Raw genomic sequence first — 17398 nt, forward strand, 5'->3', positions numbered from 1 at the left:
GGTTCCGGACCGGGTCCCGGGCCAGGTTCCGGACCGGGTCCCGGATCAGGTCTCGCACCTAGCCGTCCCGGATCAGGCTTCCGGCGCGGCTAGGTGCAGGCGGCCATGGTGGGGGCGTTGCTCTCCCGGCCGGGGAACTCGACCTTGGAGAAGTGCTTGTCGAGCAGCGTGCGGATCGTGCCGCTCCGGTAGAGGTCGGCGATCGCCCCCGTGACGGCCTCGCAGGTGCGCACGTCGCCCCTCTTGAGGGCCACCGCGTAACGCTCGTCGGTGAGCTTCAGGCCGAGCAGCTTGTAGCGGATGCTCTCCCGGTTGGCGAAACCGGCGAGCAGCAGGTCGTCGCCCGGGATCGCGTCGACCTGGCCCGCCTGCAGCATGTTGACGCACTCGGAGTACGTCTTGGCGGCGACCAGCGTGAGCTGCTCGACCGCGCCCTGCAGGACGGCCACGGCCGCGCTGGAGTCCGGCTGGCACATCCGGCTGCCCTCCAGGCCCGTCAGGTTCGTGATCGGTGAGCCGTCCTTGACGAGGGCGTCGACGTGCGCGAGGTAGTACGGTCCGGCGAACGTGACGTCGTCGGTGTCGTTGATCGAGTACGTCGCCAGGACCAGGTCGATGTCGCCGTCCGCCAGCAGCTTCGGCCGCTCGGGGCGGGCGGTGGCCCGGAAGGTGACACCGCTCTCCGGCACCCCCAACGCCTTGGCGATCTCCAGGGCGAGGTCGATCTCGAAGCCGCTCCATCTGCTCTGGTTCCGCAGCGCGATACCGGGCAGGAAGTCGCGTACGCCGACGACGAGCCTGCCGGTCTTGGCGGCCTTGTCCGCCACGGAGGTGAAGGCTGTGGGGACGGGCTCCTTCGGCTCGTCCTCCGGGGCGGCACCGGGCCACCAGCGGGCCGCGGCGACCCCTCCGGCGATCAGCAGCAGCACGGCCACGGCGGCGGCGATCCAGCGCGCCCCGCTCGGGCGCCGCGGCGTCTCCGGGGCCCCGACGAGGGTCGCGGACGCCTGCCAGCTGGGCGGCGGCACCTCGCCCCCCTGGTCCGCGTACCCCGTGCCGTCGCCGTACCCGGGGGGCGGGGGGTGGTTCCAGTAGTCCGGGGACGGCGGGTGGTCGCGACGCACCGATGAGCGGTGGTCCGGAGAGGAGTGGTCCTGGGGGTGCCGCTGCGGGGAGTGCCGGTCCGAGGGGCGCGACTCGGGGGAGCGCCGGTCCGGGAAGCGGTGGTCGGGGAAGGACGGGTGCTCCGTGGGAGTGGGAGCGGGGCTGGGAGCCGGGGTGTGCGACGGCCCGCCGTGGGCGGCGGACGCGCGGCGCTCGCCCTGGCCCGGCCCGCTCTGGCCGCCAGGCTCCTGGCGTGTCCCGCTCTGACCACCTTGACCGCTCTGGCCGCCCTGGCCGCTCTGACTGACCTGGCCGCCCTGATCGCTGTGCCCAGGGTGGGGACGCTGGTCGTGGGCGGAATGCCCGGCCCGGAATCCCGTGGACGGGAGAGGCTGGTCGCCCGAGACTCCGCCCGTCCTGGGCTTCGGGGTGCGCATGGGACTGGTGGCGTCGTGATCACGGCCCTGGTCCCCGTCGTCGGCGTGCTCACTCTCGCGACCCTGCTCTCGGGAACGGTCATGGTCGCGGGAGCGGTCATGGTCGCGAGAAGGGCCCTGATCGCGGGAGCGGTCCTGCTCGTGGAACCGGGACTCGTCGCGGGAGCGAGGCTCGTCGCGGGGCGGCTCGGGGACGGCGACCTTGGCGCCCTGGGTGAGGATCGCGGGCGAGGCGTTCACCGTCTCGGGATGGCCGAGCAGCCGGAGCAGGAGCTGGTCGGCCGACGGTCGCGTGGCGGGTGACTTGGACAGCGCCGAGCCGACCACCCCGCGCAACGGCTCCGGCAGCGTGCCGAGGTCGACCTCGTGGTTGAGGATGCGGTTGAGCACCACGGCGATCGAGCCCCCGGCGAAGATCGTCTCGCCGGTCGCGGCGAACGCGATGGTCGCCCCCCAGGCGAAGACGTCGGTGTGCGGCCCGACGTCGGCGCCGGAGATCTGCTCCGGCGCCATGTACGCGGGGGTGCCGATGGCCCGGCTGGTGATCGTGCCGGTGGAGTCGAGGATGCGGGCGATGCCGAAGTCGACGACCCTCGGGCCGTCGGCGGCGATGAGAACGTTGTCCGGCTTGAAGTCGCGGTGCACGATCGAGGCGTGGTGGATCGCGGTGAGCGCGGTGGCCGTGCCGATCGCCAGCCGCTGCAGCGGGGAGCCCTTGAGGGGGCCGTCGCTCTCCACGACCTCGCGCAGCGACCTGCCCTCGATGTACTCGCTCGCGATGTAGGGGGTGTCGCCTTCGAGGTCGGCGTCCATCACGCCCGCCGTGCAGAACGAGGCAACTCTCTGGGCCGCCCTCGCCTCCCTGGCGAACCGGGACCTGGCGATGGCGTCACCGGAGAACTTCACGTGCAGCAGTTTGATCGCCGCCCGCTCCCCCGCGGCGTTGATCCCCAGGTAGACGATGCCCTGCCCGCCCTCGCCGACCCGCCCGACGACACGGAACGGCCCGAGCTGGCGCGGCTCTCCCGCTTCCAGTGGCGCGATCTCCGGCATCATCGTCCCCACGGTCTCGTAATCTTCGACGTGGCAAACTTTACGGCGCCATGACCCGCCCTCTCCCCCTGTTATCCCGACGTGACCTCACATTTCCCCCGCCGACACCCTGACTTCCGCCCATGTCACGATAAAAAACGACACATACCATCACCCCCCAATCTCCGACATTCACCCCAATCTGGCGCTCCAGCCGCTTAGATCGCTACCGTTGTACGTCCCTCAGGCAAGCCGGAGCAAAAACTTCCATGCGCCGATATATCGGTTATCGCGAGTTCGTGCAGCGCGATCAGCGTTCCCTCGTCGGCACCGCCCTTCTCCTCACCGGCAGCCACGAGCAGGCCATCCGCCTCACCCTGCGCTCCTTCCACACCGTCGCCCTCTCCTGGCCACCGCCGCTGTGGGAGAACCCCACCACGCACGCCCAGATCGCGCTCTACCGCCGCTTCCTCCAGCGGCCGAGCGCCGCCGGGCCGACGGCCCTGGTACGGATCCCGCCCCGGCAGCGGCTCCTCGTGGTCGCCTGCCTGCACGACGGCAGGTCCCGCGCGGAGATGGCCTCCCTTCTCGGGCTCCCCGAGGAGACGGTGAAGTCGGAGATCGCCGAGGCGGTCGACACCCTCACCAAGGGCAGCGAGAGCCGTCTGGTCACCAGGATGGCCAACGCCGCGGGCGAGGCCTCCGTCCCCGACCTCACCGTCCGTTCCATGCGTACGATCAGGCGGCGCCGCGCCAGGGGAGCCCTCCTCGCCGTGGCGGCGGCGCTCGTCCCGGTCGGCCTGTTCGCCGCCTTCACCGTGCTCCAGCAGGACGAGGTGTGGAACTCGGCACTGGGCGAGCGCGGCCGGCCGCACGCGGCGCAGGCCCAGGAGCCCGTACGGGCGTTCACCAGTCCGGGTCCGGAAGGCCCGGGTTCGGACGGCCCGGGACCGGACGGCTCGGGGCCGGGTGGGGAAACCGGTGCCGCCCCGGCGCCGTGGCAGGCCCCGCGCACCTCCGCGGTGATCCGCTACGCGGTCCCCGGGCCGTGTCCCGACGCCCCCGTCGGGACACCTCCCGCGCGTGCCGGGGACGTCACCTGCGCGGGATGGACGCTGACGATGGCCTCCGGCGGCCCGGAGAGCCCCGCTCCCGGCCTCTCCGGGTGCGAGGGCCGGGAACCCTGCGAGACGACGCTGAGCGTCCCCGACGCCGCCCAGCGCCTCGCGCACGGTGACGAGGAGGAGCCCCCGCGGCTCGCCCCCGCCGTCAGCCGCGACGGGCGCCGCGTCGCCTACCTGAGCGCGGCGGAGCGCCGTTACGTGGCCCACGACCTCGGCAGCGGCGTGAAGCGCTACCTGTCACCGGTCCTCGTCCCCGCCGACACCGAGAACGGCACGCAGGTGAGCGTCTCCCCCAGCGGCCGCCACTTCACCGTCACCCTCGGCGAGCGGCGGCTGCGGACCGACTTCACGACCGGCGCCCTGACATCTGTACCCGCAGGACAGATGCCTCCGGCGCAGCGGATCGCCACCTGGCTCCAGGAGAGGTACGGGACCTGGGCCGACTCCCCCGGCGGGAGACACTCCGCCGCGATCGTCGCCGGGAAGGGCGAGGAACCCCCCAGCCTCCACGTCGTCGACGCCGCGTCACGACGGGTCTTCAAGCGGCTCCCGCTCCCCGGGACGAAGCGGCCCGCCACGGCCGAGGTCGTGAGCTGGCTGAACAACCGCGAGGTGGTCGTGCGGATGAACGCCAGGGCCGGGGGCGGCCTTCTCGGCTTCCACCGGGTGGACGCCGTCACCGGCCGGTCGCACCGCGTGCCCGGCCTCCCGGCGGACACCTCTCTCGTCCTGGGGGCCGTGGCGGCACCGTGACCGTCCGCCCGGCGCCGTACCGGAGCCGTACGGAGTCGTACGGGAACAAGGCGCGCGGGGAGCGGGGAACCGGGAACGGGAAAAGGGCCGCCGTGGGGCGGCCCTTTTCCTTGAGTTCCCTGGGTTCCTTGGGTTCCTTGGGTTCCTCGGGGGTTTTCTCGAAGGCGGCGCGGGCCGGTCGCCGGCCCGGTGCCGTCGGAGACCGGTCGGGCGCCGGTCAGCCCACCTTCTTCTTCAGGTTCTCGTCCAGGGCCGCCAGGAAGTCCTGGGTGGTCAGCCACTTGGCGTCGCCGCCGACCAGCAGGGCGAGGTCCTTGGTCATCTGGCCGCCCTCGACGGTCTCGACGCAGACCTGCTCCAGCTTCTCGGCGAAGTCGATCAGCGCGGGGGTGTTGTCGAGCTTGCCGCGGTGCTGCAGGCCCCGGGTCCACGCGAAGATCGAGGCGATCGGGTTCGTGGAGGTGGGGTTGCCCTTCTGGTGCTCACGGTAGTGGCGGGTCACCGTGCCGTGGGCGGCCTCGGCCTCGACGGTCTGGCCGTCGGGGGTGAGCAGGACCGAGGTCATCAGGCCGAGCGAGCCGAAGCCCTGCGCGACGGTGTCGGACTGGACGTCGCCGTCGTAGTTCTTGGCGGCCCAGACGTATCCGCCCTCCCACTTGAGCGCCGCGGCGACCATGTCGTCGATGAGGCGGTGCTCGTAGGTGATCCCGGCGGCGTCGAAGTCGGCCTTGAACTCGGTCTCGAAGACCTCGGCGAAGATGTCCTTGAAGCGGCCGTCGTAGGCCTTGAGGATCGTGTTCTTCGTGGAGAGGTAGACCGGGTAGCCGCGCGACAGGCCGTACCGCATGGAGGCGCGGGCGAAGTCGCGGATCGAGTCGTCCAGGTTGTACATCGCCAGCGCGATGCCGGGGCCGGGGAAGTCGTAGACGTCGAGCTCGATCGGCTCCGAGCCGTCCTTGGGGGTGTAGGTGAGGGTGAGGCTGCCCTCGCCGGGGACCTTCAGGTCGGTGGCGCGGTACTGGTCGCCGAACGCGTGACGGCCGATGATGATCGGCTTGGTCCAGCCGGGGACGAGCCTCGGCACGTTGGACATGATGATCGGCTCGCGGAAGATGACGCCGCCGAGGATGTTGCGGATGGTCCCGTTCGGGGACTTCCACATCTTCTTGAGGCCGAACTCCTCCACCCGAGCCTCGTCAGGGGTGATCGTGGCGCACTTGACGCCGACTCCGTACTGCTTGATCGCGTTCGCTGCGTCGATCGTCACCTGGTCGTCGGTGGCGTCGCGGTGCTCGATCCCGAGGTCGTAGTACTTCAGGTCGACGTCGAGGTAGGGAAGGATCAGCTGGTCCTTGATGAACTGCCAGATGATCCGGGTCATCTCGTCGCCGTCAAGCTCGACGACGGGGCCCTCTACCTTGATCTTGGGCATGCGTGTGGTTCCCCTTCTGAACTAAATTGGCCAGACAGTCCTTTTTGAGGCTCACTGGCCGTTGAGGCTATCGGACGTGGTCGATCCCCTCGTGGCGCACCCGGCCATCCGACCTGTCACATGGGTATGTGGTCCTTGAACTCAAGGATGATCCCGGCCACCGCCAGCATCACGCCGAGACCTCCCAGCGTGACGACGTCGGTGGCCTTGCGGCGGACGGCGAGCCGCCCGCCCCCGAACAGCCGGGCGAGCGCCCCCAGCGTCATGACGGCGCCCATGGCGATCCCGCCCCAGTAGGGCATGCCCAGCATCACGGCGAGGACCAGCGCGACGAACGCGCCGCCCACCACCAGGGGGTAGGCCCCCCAACGTTCCCTGTTCGCCTCGACCGCTCGCGCGTTCACCGGCCCACCCGCTCTCGCCCCTGACGTCGGCTCATCGCTCGGAGATCGGCTTCCACTTCTGGTCGCGCTCGCCGATGTACTCGCTGTCCGGGCGGATCAGCCGGTTGTCGGCGTGCTGCTCGATGACGTGTGCGGTCCATCCTGACATGCGGCTGACGGAGAAGACGGGAGTGAACAGGTCCGTCGGGATGCCCAGATAGTGGTAGACGGTCGCCGCGTAGAAGTCGACGTTCGGGTAGAGGCCCTTCGTCTCGAAGACGACCTCCTCCATCTCCTTGGACATCCGGTAGTACGTGTCGTCGCCGGACGCCTCGCCGAGCTCCTGCGACATCTTGCGCAGGTGCGTGGCACGCGGGTCCTCGGTCTTGTAGACGCGGTGCCCGAAGCCCATGATCTTCTCTCCGGCGGCGAGCTTGTCCCGTACGGCCTGGGCGACGGAACCCGCGTCGAGCGACTCCAGGGTGCGCATGACCTGCTCGTTGGCACCGCCGTGCAACGGGCCCTTGAGGGTGCCGATGGCCGCCACGACCGCCGAGTGCATGTCGGACAGGGTCGCGGCGCACACGCGGGCGGCGAACGTGGAGGCGTTCATCGTGTGGTCGGCGTGCAGGACCAGGCAGGCGTCGAAGATCTCGACCTCGCGCTCGCCGGGGGTGCGGCCGGTGATCTGGAGCAGGAAGTTCGCGGCCACGCTCAGCTCGGGGTCCGGATCGGGGACGGAGGCCCCGGTCCTGGCCGCGTGGTAGCGGGCGACGAGGATCGGCTGCTGCGCGGTCAGCCTGGCGGCCTTGCGCAGGTTCGCCTCGGGCGCGTTGGTGTCCTTGTCCGGATCGTCGCCCCCGGCCAGCGAGACCAGCGTGCGCAGCGCCTCCATGGGGGCCTGCTTCTCCGCGATCTCCGGGATGTTGGCCTCGGCGAGCGTGCCGAGCGTGCGCCCTCGGACCAGTTCCTCACCGTACGACGACAGTTGCTCCCGCGTGGGGAGGGTGCCGTACTGGAGCAGGTGGGCGGTCTCTTCGAAGGTGGTGCGGCCGGCCAGATCGTGGATGTCGTAGCCACGATAGAAGAGGCGACCGGCCTGACCGTCGATGTCACTGAGCGCTGTGGACGCGGCTACGACATCGGCGAGACCTTTGGTGGGCTTGTCCGCCATGAGTGTTTCCTCCGCTTATCTGTGTCCGAAGTCTACCTGTGAGCAGCGGAAACCCTCCCGAGAGGTACAGACCAATTTCACGCAGGATTCTCCTTCTGGCAAAGGCGATTCCCCATCACCTCGTTTGGGTAAGCCGGAGCTGTAGGAATAGTTACGGCGGGCTACCTGGGGAGGAACTGCCGTGGAGGGGCCGTTCATACGCATCGAGGACACAGGCGAGGTGGTCCCGTTGCGCCCCGAGATCACGACGATCGGACGTGGCCGGGGAGTGGACATCCGGCTCACCGATCCGAGTGTTTCCCGGCTGCACGCGGAATTCGTCCGGCGCGGACCCTACCTGTACGTCGTTGACCTGGGCCTGTCCCGCAACGGCACGCGGGTCAACGGCCGGCCGATCGCCCGGAGGGTGCTTGACGACGGTGACGTGGTGTCCTTCGGCGCGGCACGAGGCAGGATCGGCGGAGTGCCACGCGAGGACTTCGCCCCGGAGGTCGAGCTCCGCCGCGCCGCGGCACCGGAGCTGACCAGGCGGGAGGTTGATGTCCTGACGTCGCTGTGCCGTCCGGCGCTGTCGGACGAGGCGTTCGTCGCACCGGCCACGGCCAGGGAGATAGCCGACGATCTGGTGGTGACGGAGGCGGCTGTCAAGCAGCACCTCCTGCGCCTCTACCAGAAGTTCCGCATCCCCGAGGGCACCAACCGGCGCACCAGGCTGGCGAACGAGGTCGTCGCCCTGGGGCTGGTCAGGCCCACCCCGGTGGTGCCGCCACAGCGCGCGGCCGGTTCCCCGGAGCCGCAGACGGCGTCGTCCACCACCGCGAACCGCAGGGCCTCCTAGCGGCCTCGGCGACTTCGCGGCGCTTTCGGGCTTCGTAGCTTTTACGAGCTTCACGGGCTTCGTGGTGCTTTCAGGCTTCGCGGCCTTCACGGGCTCCGTGGCGCTTTCACAGGTTCGCGGTGCCTACACGGGCTTCGCAGCGGTTTCGCGGAGAGCCGCGGGCCCCCGCGAGCGGGATCAGTCCCGCTCGCGGGCACGCCTCTCGGCGGCCTCGACCACGTTGGTGAGCAGCATGGCCCGGGTCATCGGGCCCACGCCGCCGGGGTTGGGGGTGAGGAAGCCCGCGACATCCTCGACCCCCGGGGCCACGTCACCGGCGATCTTCCCGTCGACCCGGGAGACGCCGACGTCGAGCACGGCGGCGCCCGGCTTCACCATGTCCGCGGTGATCAGGTGCGGCACCCCGGCCGCGGCGACGACGATGTCGGCCCGGCGGGTGTGGGCCGCGAGGTCCTGGGTGCCGGTGTGGCAGAGGGTGACGGTGGCGTTCTCCGAGCGGCGGCTGAGCAGCAGGCCGAGCGAGCGGCCCACGGTGATGCCCCGGCCGACCACGACGACCTCGGCCCCCTTGATCGGCACCCCGTACGCCTGCAGGAGCGTGACGATGCCGTACGGCGTGCAGGGCAGCGGCGCGTCGACCATGTGGACCAGGCGGCCCAGGTTGACCGGGTGCAGGCCGTCGGCGTCCTTCGCCGGGTCCATCCGCTCGATCAGCGCCTGCGTGTCGAGGTGCCGGGGCAGCGGGAGCTGGACGATGTAGCCGGTGCACTCGGCGGAGGCGTCGAGCTCGTCGACGACCGCCTCGACCTCGGCCTGGGTGGCGTCCTCCGGCAGGTCCCTGCGGATGGAGGAGATGCCCACCTCCGCGCAGTCGCGATGCTTGCCCGCGACGTAGATCTGGCTGCCGGGGTCACCGCCCACCAGGACGGTGCCGAGCCCGGGGACGACGCCCCGCTCCCGCAGCGCGGCCACCCGCGCCGTGAGGTCTGTCTTGATCTTCGCCGCCGTGGCCTTGCCGTCGAGAATCCGCGCGCTCATGCGGACAACCCTCTCACGGGATCGGCGGGAGAGACCGGCCCCCCGGGATCAGCCGCGCTCCGCCTCCCTCGCTTCCCTTCGCTCGATGATCCTGCGGGTGAAGGGGATCCACTCCATGGCCCGCCCGCTGAGGTAGGCCGCGCCGAGCGCGATGATGATCATCATCCAAGGACTGACCCAGAAACCGTGCATGATCACAAAGGCGTACAGGGCGTGGTCGAGCAGGGGCATAAGGGGATCTCCACCGCTGGGACGAAAGGGATGCTTCAGACTAACCGCAGGTCAAACCTTTTTCATCCAGGTAGTCCTGTCTAATCCGCCACTTTCTTATCTCCTGTGCGCGGCCGCCACAGCCGTACGACGGCCGCACGCAGGGGAACGGGCGAGTGAAGATCAGTGGAAGAAGTGACGGGTGCCGGTGAAATAGAGGGTCACCCCGGCCGCCTCGGCCGCCGCGACGACCTCCTCGTCCCTGATCGAACCGCCCGGCTCCACGATCGCCCTCACTCCCGCGTCGATGAGGATCTGCGGGCCGTCGGCGAAGGGGAAGAACGCGTCGGAGGCCGCGGCGGCCCCCGAAGCGCGCTCGCCCGCCCGGGAGACCGCGAGCCGCGCCGAGTCGACCCGGTTGACCTGACCCATGCCGACGCCCACGCTCGCGCCGTCCGAGGCGAGCAGGATCGCGTTGGACTTCACCGAGCGGCACGCCTTCCAGGCGAAGGCGAGGTCGGCGAGGACCTCGGCGGAGGCGGCGGGCCCGGCCTTCAGCTCCCAGGTGGACGGGTCGTCGCCCGGCGCGTCGACCCGGTCGGCGGTCTGTACCAGCAGGCCGCCGTCGATCCGGCGGAACTCCGCCGGGTTGGACGGCCCCCCGAGGCAGGACAGCAGCCTGATGTTCTTCTTGGCGGTGAGCACCTCCAGCGCCTCCTCCGTGAAGGAGGGGGCCACCACGACCTCGGTGAACACCTCGGCGATCTGCCGGGCCAGCTCCCCGGTCACCTCGGCGTTGACCGCGATCACGCCGCCGTACGCGGAGACCGGGTCGCAGGCGTGCGCCTTGCGGTGCGCCTCGGCGACGTCGGCGCCGACCGCGATGCCGCACGGGTTCTGGTGCTTGATGATCGCCACGGCGGGCCCGTCGAAGTCCCAGGCGGCCCGCCAGGCGGCGTCGGCGTCGAGGTAGTTGTTGTAGGACATCTCCTTGCCGTGCAGCTGCTCGGCGTTGGCCAGGCCGTCCTTCTGCCCCGAGTACAGGGCCGCGCCCTGGTGCGGGTTCTCGCCGTAGCGCAGCGGCGACCGCAGCTCCCAGGCCGCGCCCATGTAACGCGGCCACGCGCCGTCCTCGGCGGCGTAGACGCTCGCGAACCAGGAGGCCACCGCGGTGTCGTACGAGGCCGTGTGGGCGTACGCGGCGGCGGCCAGGCGGCGTCGCTCCGCGAGGGTGAAGCCGCCCGCGGCGACCGCGGCGAGCACGTCGCCGTAGGAGGCGGGGTCGACCACGACCGCGGCGGTGCCGTGGTTCTTGGCTCCGGCCCGGATCATGGCGGGACCGCCGATGTCGATCTGCTCCACGCACTCGGCGTCGGAGGCGCCGGAGGCCACGGTCTCCTGGAACGGGTAGAGGTTGACCACCACCAGCTCGAACGGCTCGATCTCCAGCTCTTCGAGCTGCTTGGTGTGGGACGGGTTGCCGCTGTCGGCCAGCAGCCCGGCGTGCACGCGCGGGTGCAGCGTCTTGACCCGGCCGTCGAGGCACTCGGGGAAGCCGGTCAGCGACTCGACAGGAGTGACGGGGACGCCGAAGGAGGCGATCCTCGCGGCGGTGCCCCCGGTGGAGACGATCTCCACGCCCGCGGCGTCGAGCCCGCGGGCCAGCTCCTCCAGCCCGCTCTTGTCATACACCGCGATCAACGCGCGCCGGATGGCGATGCGGGTCACTTCGTGCTCCTCCTGGTTGGTTCCGGTTTTCTCCGGGGCTTTTCTCCGGGGCGCCCGGCTCATCCGCCGGGGCGTCCGAATCGGACGGTCCTGCCGGTGACGGTCCAGCCCTCGCGGGCCATCCGGCCGACGGTGTCGACGAGCAGGTGACGCTCGACGGTCTTGATGCGCTCGTGCAGGGCCGCCTCGTCGTCGCCGTCCAGCACGGGCACGGCCTCCTGGGCGATGATCGGCCCGGTGTCGACACCCGCGTCGGCGAGCATCACGGTGCAGCCGGTGACGCGCACGCCGTACGAGAGCGCGTCGCGGACGCCGTGCGCGCCGGGGAAGGAGGGCAGCAGGGCGGGATGGGTGTTGAGGACCGGGAAGGCCTCCAGCGTCGGCGCGCCGAGGATCTTCATGAACCCCGCGCAGACCACGAGGTCCGGACGGTGCCCGGCGATGCGGGCGGCGAGCCTGTCGTCCCACTTCTCGCGGGTGGGATGGTCGGCCAGTCTCTCCACGAAGGTCGGCACCCCCGCGCGCTCGGCACGGGCCAGGCCCTCGATTCCGTCGCGATCGGCACCCACGGCCACGATCCGGGCACCGTAGGTTTCGTCTGCCACAGCGTCCAGCAGGGCCTGTAGGTTGGTTCCAGAACCGGACACGAGAACCACAAGCCGAACGGCCTGGGATGACACCGACGCACTCCATTCGGACGGGGACTCACGCCGCTGCAAGGGTATCGGCCTGTCCGTACGAACGACGCAAGGAGGTCAGGTGACACTACCGGTCGAGGTCCGGCCCGCCGAGAGCGCCGGTCGGAGGGCGCTGTGGCTCGCGGTCGCCGCGGTGGTGATGACGCTGGTGCTCCCCCTCGGGGGAATCGTCATGGCGATCTTCGCCCTCATCACCTCGATCCGTGCGATCAGGACGCTCCGCGCCATCCCCAAGCCTGCCGTCACCGCCGTGGTGGGCGTCGTGCTGGCGGCCGGAGCGCTGCTGGTCTCGATCGCGGTGACGGCGCTGCAGTTCTACTTCGGCGACGAGCTCGCCGCCTACACCGAGTGCGGCAGGGGCGCGGGCACCATCGCGTCGCAGAACGAGTGCGTGGAACAGCTCGAACGGGCCATGGAGCAGAAGATGCCCTTCCTCCAGCCGGGCCAGGTGCAGTTCCCCTTCCCACCCTGAGCGGTCCTCGTCTCCCGTCGTGAGCGCGCCCTGAGCGGTCCTCGTCTCCCGTCCTGAGCGGTCCTCGTTTCCCGTCGTGAGTGCGCCCTGAGCGGTCTTCGTCTTCCGTCCTGAGCGGTTTCCGCGCGGGTGTCGCGCGGTTGTCGCGCACGACACCGCCCGCGCTCCCGGAAGAGCGCGGGCGGGTCCCTGCCTCCTCGATCGGCCCTGATCGGTGCCCGTGAGACCCACGGGCCGTGGCTCCCGCGTCCCGCGCGGGCCGTGGCTCCCGGGGAAGCGATGGCCGGTGGAGCCACGGCCCGCGGGAGCTATGGCCGGTAGGACGGGGGCGGGACGCGGATCTTCGCGGCGATCCTGTCCAGTTCGCCGGCCAGGGCGGGATCGACCTTGACATGGACGGCGACCTCGGAGGTCTCGAAGAAGATCCCCCGGCGGCCGTCCTGATCGGTGGTCCGTATGCCCATGGGCGGCCTTCTCGTGCGCGCGGACTCCCGCTTCTGCCCGCGCAGGAACTCGTCCACCCACTGGCTGCTGTGCAGGACCGCGCCGCGTACCACGGTGACCTCCATGTCGCGCGAGCCGTCCGACCAGCGTGCGATCTTCGCGCTCCAGCCCCTGCCGAGCCGCGTCGTCTCCCCGGCGACCCGTCGCAGGCCGGGAGGCAGGGAGGCGACGGCGACGTGGTCGACCGTGTTGCCCGGGGTGGACGGCTTACCGGAGGGAGACGGCGGTTCGGCGGGGACGAGGCCCTTCACGATCCTGTCCAGCGTGGTCGCGAGACCCTGGTTCACCTCCACGACGTACCCGAGACCGGGCTTCTCCAGCCACAGGCGCATCCGCGAGTACGAGGCGCCCCTGCCGCCCCCGTCGGCCCGGTACCCGGGCTTGCCACGGACCTTCTCCGGGGTGGCGGTGTGCAGGTTCTGACGGGTCCTGGCCCAGGTGAGCAGCGTCTCCGCGTCCGCGGCGTTCACCCCGCGCACCGCCAGGAGCCGGATCGAGGCGCCGTTGTCCCCGCTCCACCCGAGTTCGGTCCACCCGTTCGGGTCGACCACGGTGGAGGGGTCCGTCAGGTGCAGGCCGGGTGGGACGTAGGTGAAGCGCAGCCCCTGGAAGACTCCGCCGGTCGGATCCTTGGGGGTGAGACCGTCGGCGATCCTTCGCAGGGCGTCCCGATGCCGGACGCCCACCGTGACGCGCAGGACCAGGCCGGACCGCTCCTCCCAGACCAGGTCGTCCCCTTCGGCCCGGGTGAACGCCCCGCGTCCGCGTACCTTTGCGACGAGAACTCCCGGCAGCGTCTCGGGCGTGCCCTTGATCCCGCCGAGCACACGCTCGGCCCCTCCGGTGTGGAAGGTCGGGTCCCGGTAGACCGTGACGCGGACGAGGTCGTCCCCCGCCCCCCAGGTCGCGCCGGTGCCGCGAAGACCTCCGGCGTCGGCCCTCTCCAGTACGGGTGCGCCGAGACCCGGGGGCAGGTAACCGACCTTGACGCCGTCCACCCCCACCGCCTGGGTGGGAGAGGCGACGCCGCTCCGGTCCGTCACGGTCAGGTAGCCGGGTACGGCCGTCGCCAGCACGGCCGCGGCGACCAGGGCCACCGCCGTCCTGCGAGCCCTCCTCTCCCGGTTCGCGCCCTGCGCGACGCGGTGGGCGAGGCCGGGAGGCACGCCGAGCGCGGAGGTCTCCTCGACCATGGCCAGCCGGAGTTCGTGCTCAACGTTCGGCATGGGGAAACTCCTCCTCGTGAAGGTCGGCGCCGATCAGGGCGCGCAAACGGGCCAGTCCCTTGGACGCCTGGCTCTTGACCGCCCCGATCGAGCAGCGGAGGATCTCGGCGGTCTGGGCTTCCGTCAGGTCCTCGAAGAAGCGCAGGACCAGTACGGCGCGCTGGTGCGGCGGCAGGCCCCGGAGACCGGCGATCAGGACCTGGCGAAGCTCGACACCGCTCAGGGAGTCGGGCGCCGGGGTCTCCGGGGGCGAGTCGGTCAGGAAGATCCGCAGTATCGCGCGACGGCGGGCGCGGCTGATGGCGGTGTTGACGATGATGCGGCGCACGTAGGGTTCGGGGTCGCTTCCCGCGTGCAGACGGCCCCAGCTGCGGTAGGCCTTCTCCAGCGCGCTCTGCAGGACGTCCTCGGCCTCGTCGCGGGACCCGCAGGTGAGGTGGGCGATCCTGAACAGGTTCGCTCCCCGCGCCGCGACGAACTCGGTGAACCCCTCGTGACCGCTCACGCGGCCGTCTTAGGTCTCATACCCGTCCATACGCCCGACCCCGCGCGAAGGGTTTCCAGGCACGACCGGATTGCCTGCTGACGGATTCCCCGCCACCGGATTTCCGGCCGCGGTCTTGGACGGTCAGGGTCTTGGATGGTCACGGTCTTGGATGGTCACGGTCTTGGATGGCCATGGTCTTACGCGGTCACGGTCTTACGCGGTCACGGCCTTACGCGGTCACGGCCTTACGCGGTCACGGCCTTACGCGGTCACGGCCTTACGCGGTCACGGTCGCGAGCGGTCACGGCCTTGGGTCGTCACAGTCCCGAAGGGTCACAATCCCAGGCGATCACAGTCCCCGCCGGCCACGTCCCGGGCGGTCACGGTCTTAGACGGTCGCAGCCCTCACCGGTCACGTCCCGGGCTGTCAGGGGCTTGGGCGGTCACGGTCCCGGTCGGCCTCGGTCTCAGGTGCAGGCGCGAACATGGACGCCCATTGTCAATCACGGTCCCAGGCGTAGGGGTCGACGTAGATGACGTGGCCGCCCTTGTCGTCGGTCTCGTCGACGATGTCGCGCCGGGGCGGGCGCGGCGGGTCGGGGCGGCGGGCCTTCTGCGGGTTCTCCGCGGCGGCCGAGGCGTGCTCGTCCTCCCAGTCGTCCCTGATGACCGGGATCGGCTGGGTGTCGCACTCCGTGGCGTCCAGCCAGTAGCCGGGGAGCTTCTGGAGCTCCTCCGACTCGGCGAAGCCGACCTTGCCGGCCGCCGAGGCCGCCGCCTTGGCGATCTTGACACCGGCCTTGCGCACCGGAGCGGTGGCCGTGCCGACCTTGGCCGCCGCCTTGGTGACGGCCGTGTTCTGACCACGGAAGATCAGCCACCAGTTGGCCAGCCCGGCGGCGATCCCCGCCGCGACGCCCACCTCCAGGGTCACCGAGAGCATCACCTCCCACCCCGCCGGGCCCAGCGCGGACAGCCGCGCGCCGCCGAGCGAGCCGCCGGACAGCGCCGCGAGCAGGCCCGCCGTCACCCCGGTCGCCAGCCCGCAGACGAACCCCCACAGCGGCGCCCCCTCGTACGAGGAGGAGGGCGAGATCCGGACGACCAGGATGCCCGCCACGGCCCCGGCCACGAACGGCACCGCGATCACGATCATCACCCAGGCCGGGGTCGGGCCCGCCTCGGGCAGCGCGCCCAGGATCGGCAGGCTCGGCACCGTGCCCAGCTGCACGCCCGTCGGCGCGACCAGCGTGCCGGTGCCGACCGCGAACCCGGGGCCCGCGATGTAGGCCAGCCCCCAGATGACGGCGTTGAGCAGGTAGAGCCCCTGGACCAGCAGGAGCAGCAGCCCGCCGACGAACCCCGGCGCCAGGATCCCGGACAGCTCCTGGACCTGCCCGAAGTTGACCACGACGGCCCCGAGCACCATGACGGCACCCGCCACGAGCATGATCGCCAGCGCGGCGGACGTCCCGGCCACGACCGAGCGCAGCCGCTCGGGCAGCAGGCGCAGCATCGACCGCCAGGGCCCGATCGTCCTCGCGACGGCCACGGAGCCCGCGAGGAAGGCGAGCACCAGATGGCTGACCAGCACGTCGCCGAGGAAGGGCTGGGTGATCTCGTTCCTGGTGACCAGCGCGATCAGCCCGGCCAGCAGCGCGTACGGCGCCGCCAGCGAGATGCCCGCCTGCGCGATCAGGACCAGCTGCGCCCTGCGGCGGGCGTTGGACACCTCTTTGGGGGTGTTCTTGGGCAGCCGGGCGGGCAGCTTGAGCCGCAGGTCCGCGTCGCGGGCCATCCACATCCCCGCGCGGTACAGCAGGAAGGCGGGCAGGACCGTGAGCCCGAGCGGGAGCAGGCCCACCGAGCCGCCGGGGATCGCGAAGCCCGCGTGGTGCGCGGCCAGCCAGAGCTGCGACGCGGTGCGGAACACCGCAGGCAGGCCCGCGCCGAGCGCGCCGCGGGGAGCGGCGATCCAGCCGACCAGGGTGAGCGTGGTGAGCACCGCCAGCCCCACGCCGAGGGTCCACGCGGCGGCGAGCATCCCGGAGACGGGGAGCGGCCGGCGGACGTCGTCGTCGTCACCCGTGAGGCCGGGCAGGGGGATACGGCTGAGGACGTTGCGGGGAGCCGTCCGTAGCTGATCGAAAAGGGCCGTCACAGTAGTCGATGGTCTCAGGATCTTCGGTGCGGAAGGGACTCCCGCGCCCGCGTGTCGCGCACCGTGTGACGGGAGTCCCCTGTGGTATCCGGACGGCGCCGGCGCGGAAACCGCCCGTGACCTCTCCCCCGGGCGGAAACGTACCGGGATCGCACGGCAGTCACGGCTGTCGCAGCTGTCATGGCGATCACGGCTGTCGTGGCGGTCGCGGCTGTCATGGCGAAGGGCGCCCGGCGGGATGCCGGACGCCCTTCGATGGTCCTCGACGGTCCTCGGCGCGGTGGGACCGGCACGCGATCCGGTGCGAGCCCGCCACCGGATCGCGCGGCGTCGTGCCGTGCCTTGCCGTGCCTTGCCGTGCCTTGCCGTACCGCGTTCCGCTCACCCGGAGCCGCGTCCCGGAACACGCTCCGGGGCAGTGCGCCGGGGTTGTGCGCCGCCGCGTTCGCCCGTCCGGGGCCGTGGCCCCGGAGCCGTGCGCTAGAGCGACTCGACGACCTCGCGCATCAGGCGGGCGGTCTCGCTCGGGGTGCGGCCGACGCGGACGCCGACCTTCTCCAGGGCGTCCTTCTTGGCCTGGGCGGTGCCGGCCGAGCC

Annotated in this window: 14 protein-coding genes and 1 pseudogene; 3 read left to right on the top strand and 12 right to left on the bottom strand. The window is 71.2% G+C overall.

Features of this window, described 5'->3' with window-relative positions; genetic code table 11:
• Positions 1-89 precede the first annotated feature (89 nt).
• The gene (locus ABT053_RS36360) at positions 90-2597 is read right to left on the bottom strand and encodes a bifunctional serine/threonine-protein kinase/glutamate ABC transporter substrate-binding protein (protein ID WP_350975494.1); all 2508 of its coding nucleotides are present in this window, start codon (positions 2595-2597) and stop codon (positions 90-92) included.
• A gap of 275 nt (positions 2598-2872) precedes the next feature.
• Between ABT053_RS36360 and ABT053_RS36365 the strand changes: the two genes are divergently transcribed.
• Positions 2873-4450: a sigma factor-like helix-turn-helix DNA-binding protein gene (locus tag ABT053_RS36365; RefSeq protein WP_350975495.1), complete on the top strand. Its 1578-nt coding sequence runs from the start codon at positions 2873-2875 to the stop codon at positions 4448-4450.
• 217 nt (positions 4451-4667) lie between these two features.
• Here the strand turns inward: ABT053_RS36365 and ABT053_RS36370 are convergent, their stop codons facing one another.
• The 3 genes from ABT053_RS36370 to ABT053_RS36380 all read right to left on the bottom strand — a co-directional run bounded on the left by ABT053_RS36370 (position 4668) and on the right by ABT053_RS36380 (position 7439).
• On the bottom strand, positions 4668-5882 hold the full coding sequence (locus ABT053_RS36370; protein WP_350975496.1) for an NADP-dependent isocitrate dehydrogenase: 1215 nt from the start codon (positions 5880-5882) through the stop codon (positions 4668-4670).
• Positions 5883-5998: 116 nt separating this feature from the next.
• Positions 5999-6286 (bottom strand): DUF3017 domain-containing protein, encoded by a 288-nt coding sequence (locus ABT053_RS36375; protein ID WP_350975498.1) that lies wholly within the window; start codon positions 6284-6286, stop codon positions 5999-6001.
• A gap of 31 nt (positions 6287-6317) precedes the next feature.
• The gene (locus ABT053_RS36380; protein WP_350975500.1) at positions 6318-7439 is read right to left on the bottom strand and encodes a citrate/2-methylcitrate synthase; all 1122 of its coding nucleotides are present in this window, start codon (positions 7437-7439) and stop codon (positions 6318-6320) included.
• Between the two features lie 181 nt (positions 7440-7620).
• Here ABT053_RS36380 and ABT053_RS36385 point away from each other — a divergent pair, with 181 nt between their 5' ends.
• Positions 7621-8277: an FHA domain-containing protein gene (locus tag ABT053_RS36385; protein WP_344749230.1), complete on the top strand. Its 657-nt coding sequence runs from the start codon at positions 7621-7623 to the stop codon at positions 8275-8277.
• Between the two features lie 177 nt (positions 8278-8454).
• Here the strand turns inward: ABT053_RS36385 and ABT053_RS36390 are convergent, their stop codons facing one another.
• The 4 genes from ABT053_RS36390 to purN all read right to left on the bottom strand — a co-directional run bounded on the left by ABT053_RS36390 (position 8455) and on the right by purN (position 11933).
• Positions 8455-9315 (bottom strand): bifunctional methylenetetrahydrofolate dehydrogenase/methenyltetrahydrofolate cyclohydrolase, encoded by an 861-nt coding sequence (locus tag ABT053_RS36390; protein ID WP_350975502.1) that lies wholly within the window; start codon positions 9313-9315, stop codon positions 8455-8457.
• 48 nt (positions 9316-9363) lie between these two features.
• Positions 9364-9546 (bottom strand): hypothetical protein, encoded by a 183-nt coding sequence (locus ABT053_RS36395; protein WP_344923529.1) that lies wholly within the window; start codon positions 9544-9546, stop codon positions 9364-9366.
• Positions 9547-9708: 162 nt separating this feature from the next.
• On the bottom strand, positions 9709-11253 hold the full coding sequence (gene purH / locus ABT053_RS36400) for a bifunctional phosphoribosylaminoimidazolecarboxamide formyltransferase/IMP cyclohydrolase (protein ID WP_350975504.1): 1545 nt from the start codon (positions 11251-11253) through the stop codon (positions 9709-9711).
• A 59-nt stretch (positions 11254-11312) separates the two neighbouring features.
• A complete protein-coding gene (gene purN / locus ABT053_RS36405) occupies positions 11313-11933 on the bottom strand; it encodes a phosphoribosylglycinamide formyltransferase (protein ID WP_350975506.1) in 621 nt (206 codons plus the stop codon).
• A gap of 79 nt (positions 11934-12012) precedes the next feature.
• Between purN and ABT053_RS36410 the strand changes: the two genes are divergently transcribed.
• Positions 12013-12423 (top strand): UbiA prenyltransferase family protein, encoded by a 411-nt coding sequence (locus ABT053_RS36410; RefSeq protein ID WP_350975507.1) that lies wholly within the window; start codon positions 12013-12015, stop codon positions 12421-12423.
• 308 nt (positions 12424-12731) lie between these two features.
• Here the strand turns inward: ABT053_RS36410 and ABT053_RS36415 are convergent, their stop codons facing one another.
• From ABT053_RS36415 to ABT053_RS36430, 4 genes and pseudogenes are all read right to left on the bottom strand, one after another.
• Entirely contained in the window at positions 12732-14153 is a 1422-nt protein-coding gene (locus tag ABT053_RS36415) for a hypothetical protein (protein ID WP_350975509.1), read from the bottom strand.
• Positions 14140-14658 (bottom strand): SigE family RNA polymerase sigma factor, encoded by a 519-nt coding sequence (locus ABT053_RS36420; protein WP_350975511.1) that lies wholly within the window; start codon positions 14656-14658, stop codon positions 14140-14142. Before ABT053_RS36420 ends, ABT053_RS36415 begins: the two co-directional genes overlap by 14 nt.
• Before the next feature lie 481 nt (positions 14659-15139).
• Complete coding sequence (locus ABT053_RS36425) at positions 15140-16801, bottom strand: cell division protein PerM (RefSeq protein WP_350975513.1); 1662 nt, start codon at positions 16799-16801, stop codon at positions 15140-15142.
• Between the two features lie 480 nt (positions 16802-17281).
• Positions 17282-17398 (bottom strand): annotated as a pseudogene (locus ABT053_RS36430) (succinate--CoA ligase subunit alpha); the annotation flags it as partial.

The sequence above is a fragment of the Streptosporangium sp. NPDC002524 genome (assembly GCF_040295985.1).
Taxonomy (GTDB): Bacteria; Actinomycetota; Actinomycetes; order Streptosporangiales; family Streptosporangiaceae; genus Streptosporangium.

Excerpts from the sequence above, each read along its gene's own strand:
- ABT053_RS36360 (WP_350975494.1), bottom strand. The coding sequence starts at position 2,597 with ATGATGCCGGAGATCGCGCCACTGGAAGCGGGAGAGCCGCGCCAGCTC.
- ABT053_RS36370 (WP_350975496.1), bottom strand. The coding sequence starts at position 5,882 with ATGCCCAAGATCAAGGTAGAGGGCCCCGTCGTCGAGCTTGACGGCGAC.
- ABT053_RS36380 (WP_350975500.1), bottom strand. The coding sequence starts at position 7,439 with ATGGCGGACAAGCCCACCAAAGGTCTCGCCGATGTCGTAGCCGCGTCC.
- ABT053_RS36390 (WP_350975502.1), bottom strand. The coding sequence starts at position 9,315 with ATGAGCGCGCGGATTCTCGACGGCAAGGCCACGGCGGCGAAGATCAAG.
- ABT053_RS36395 (WP_344923529.1), bottom strand. The coding sequence starts at position 9,546 with ATGCCCCTGCTCGACCACGCCCTGTACGCCTTTGTGATCATGCACGGT.
- ABT053_RS36415 (WP_350975509.1), bottom strand. The coding sequence starts at position 14,153 with ATGCCGAACGTTGAGCACGAACTCCGGCTGGCCATGGTCGAGGAGACC.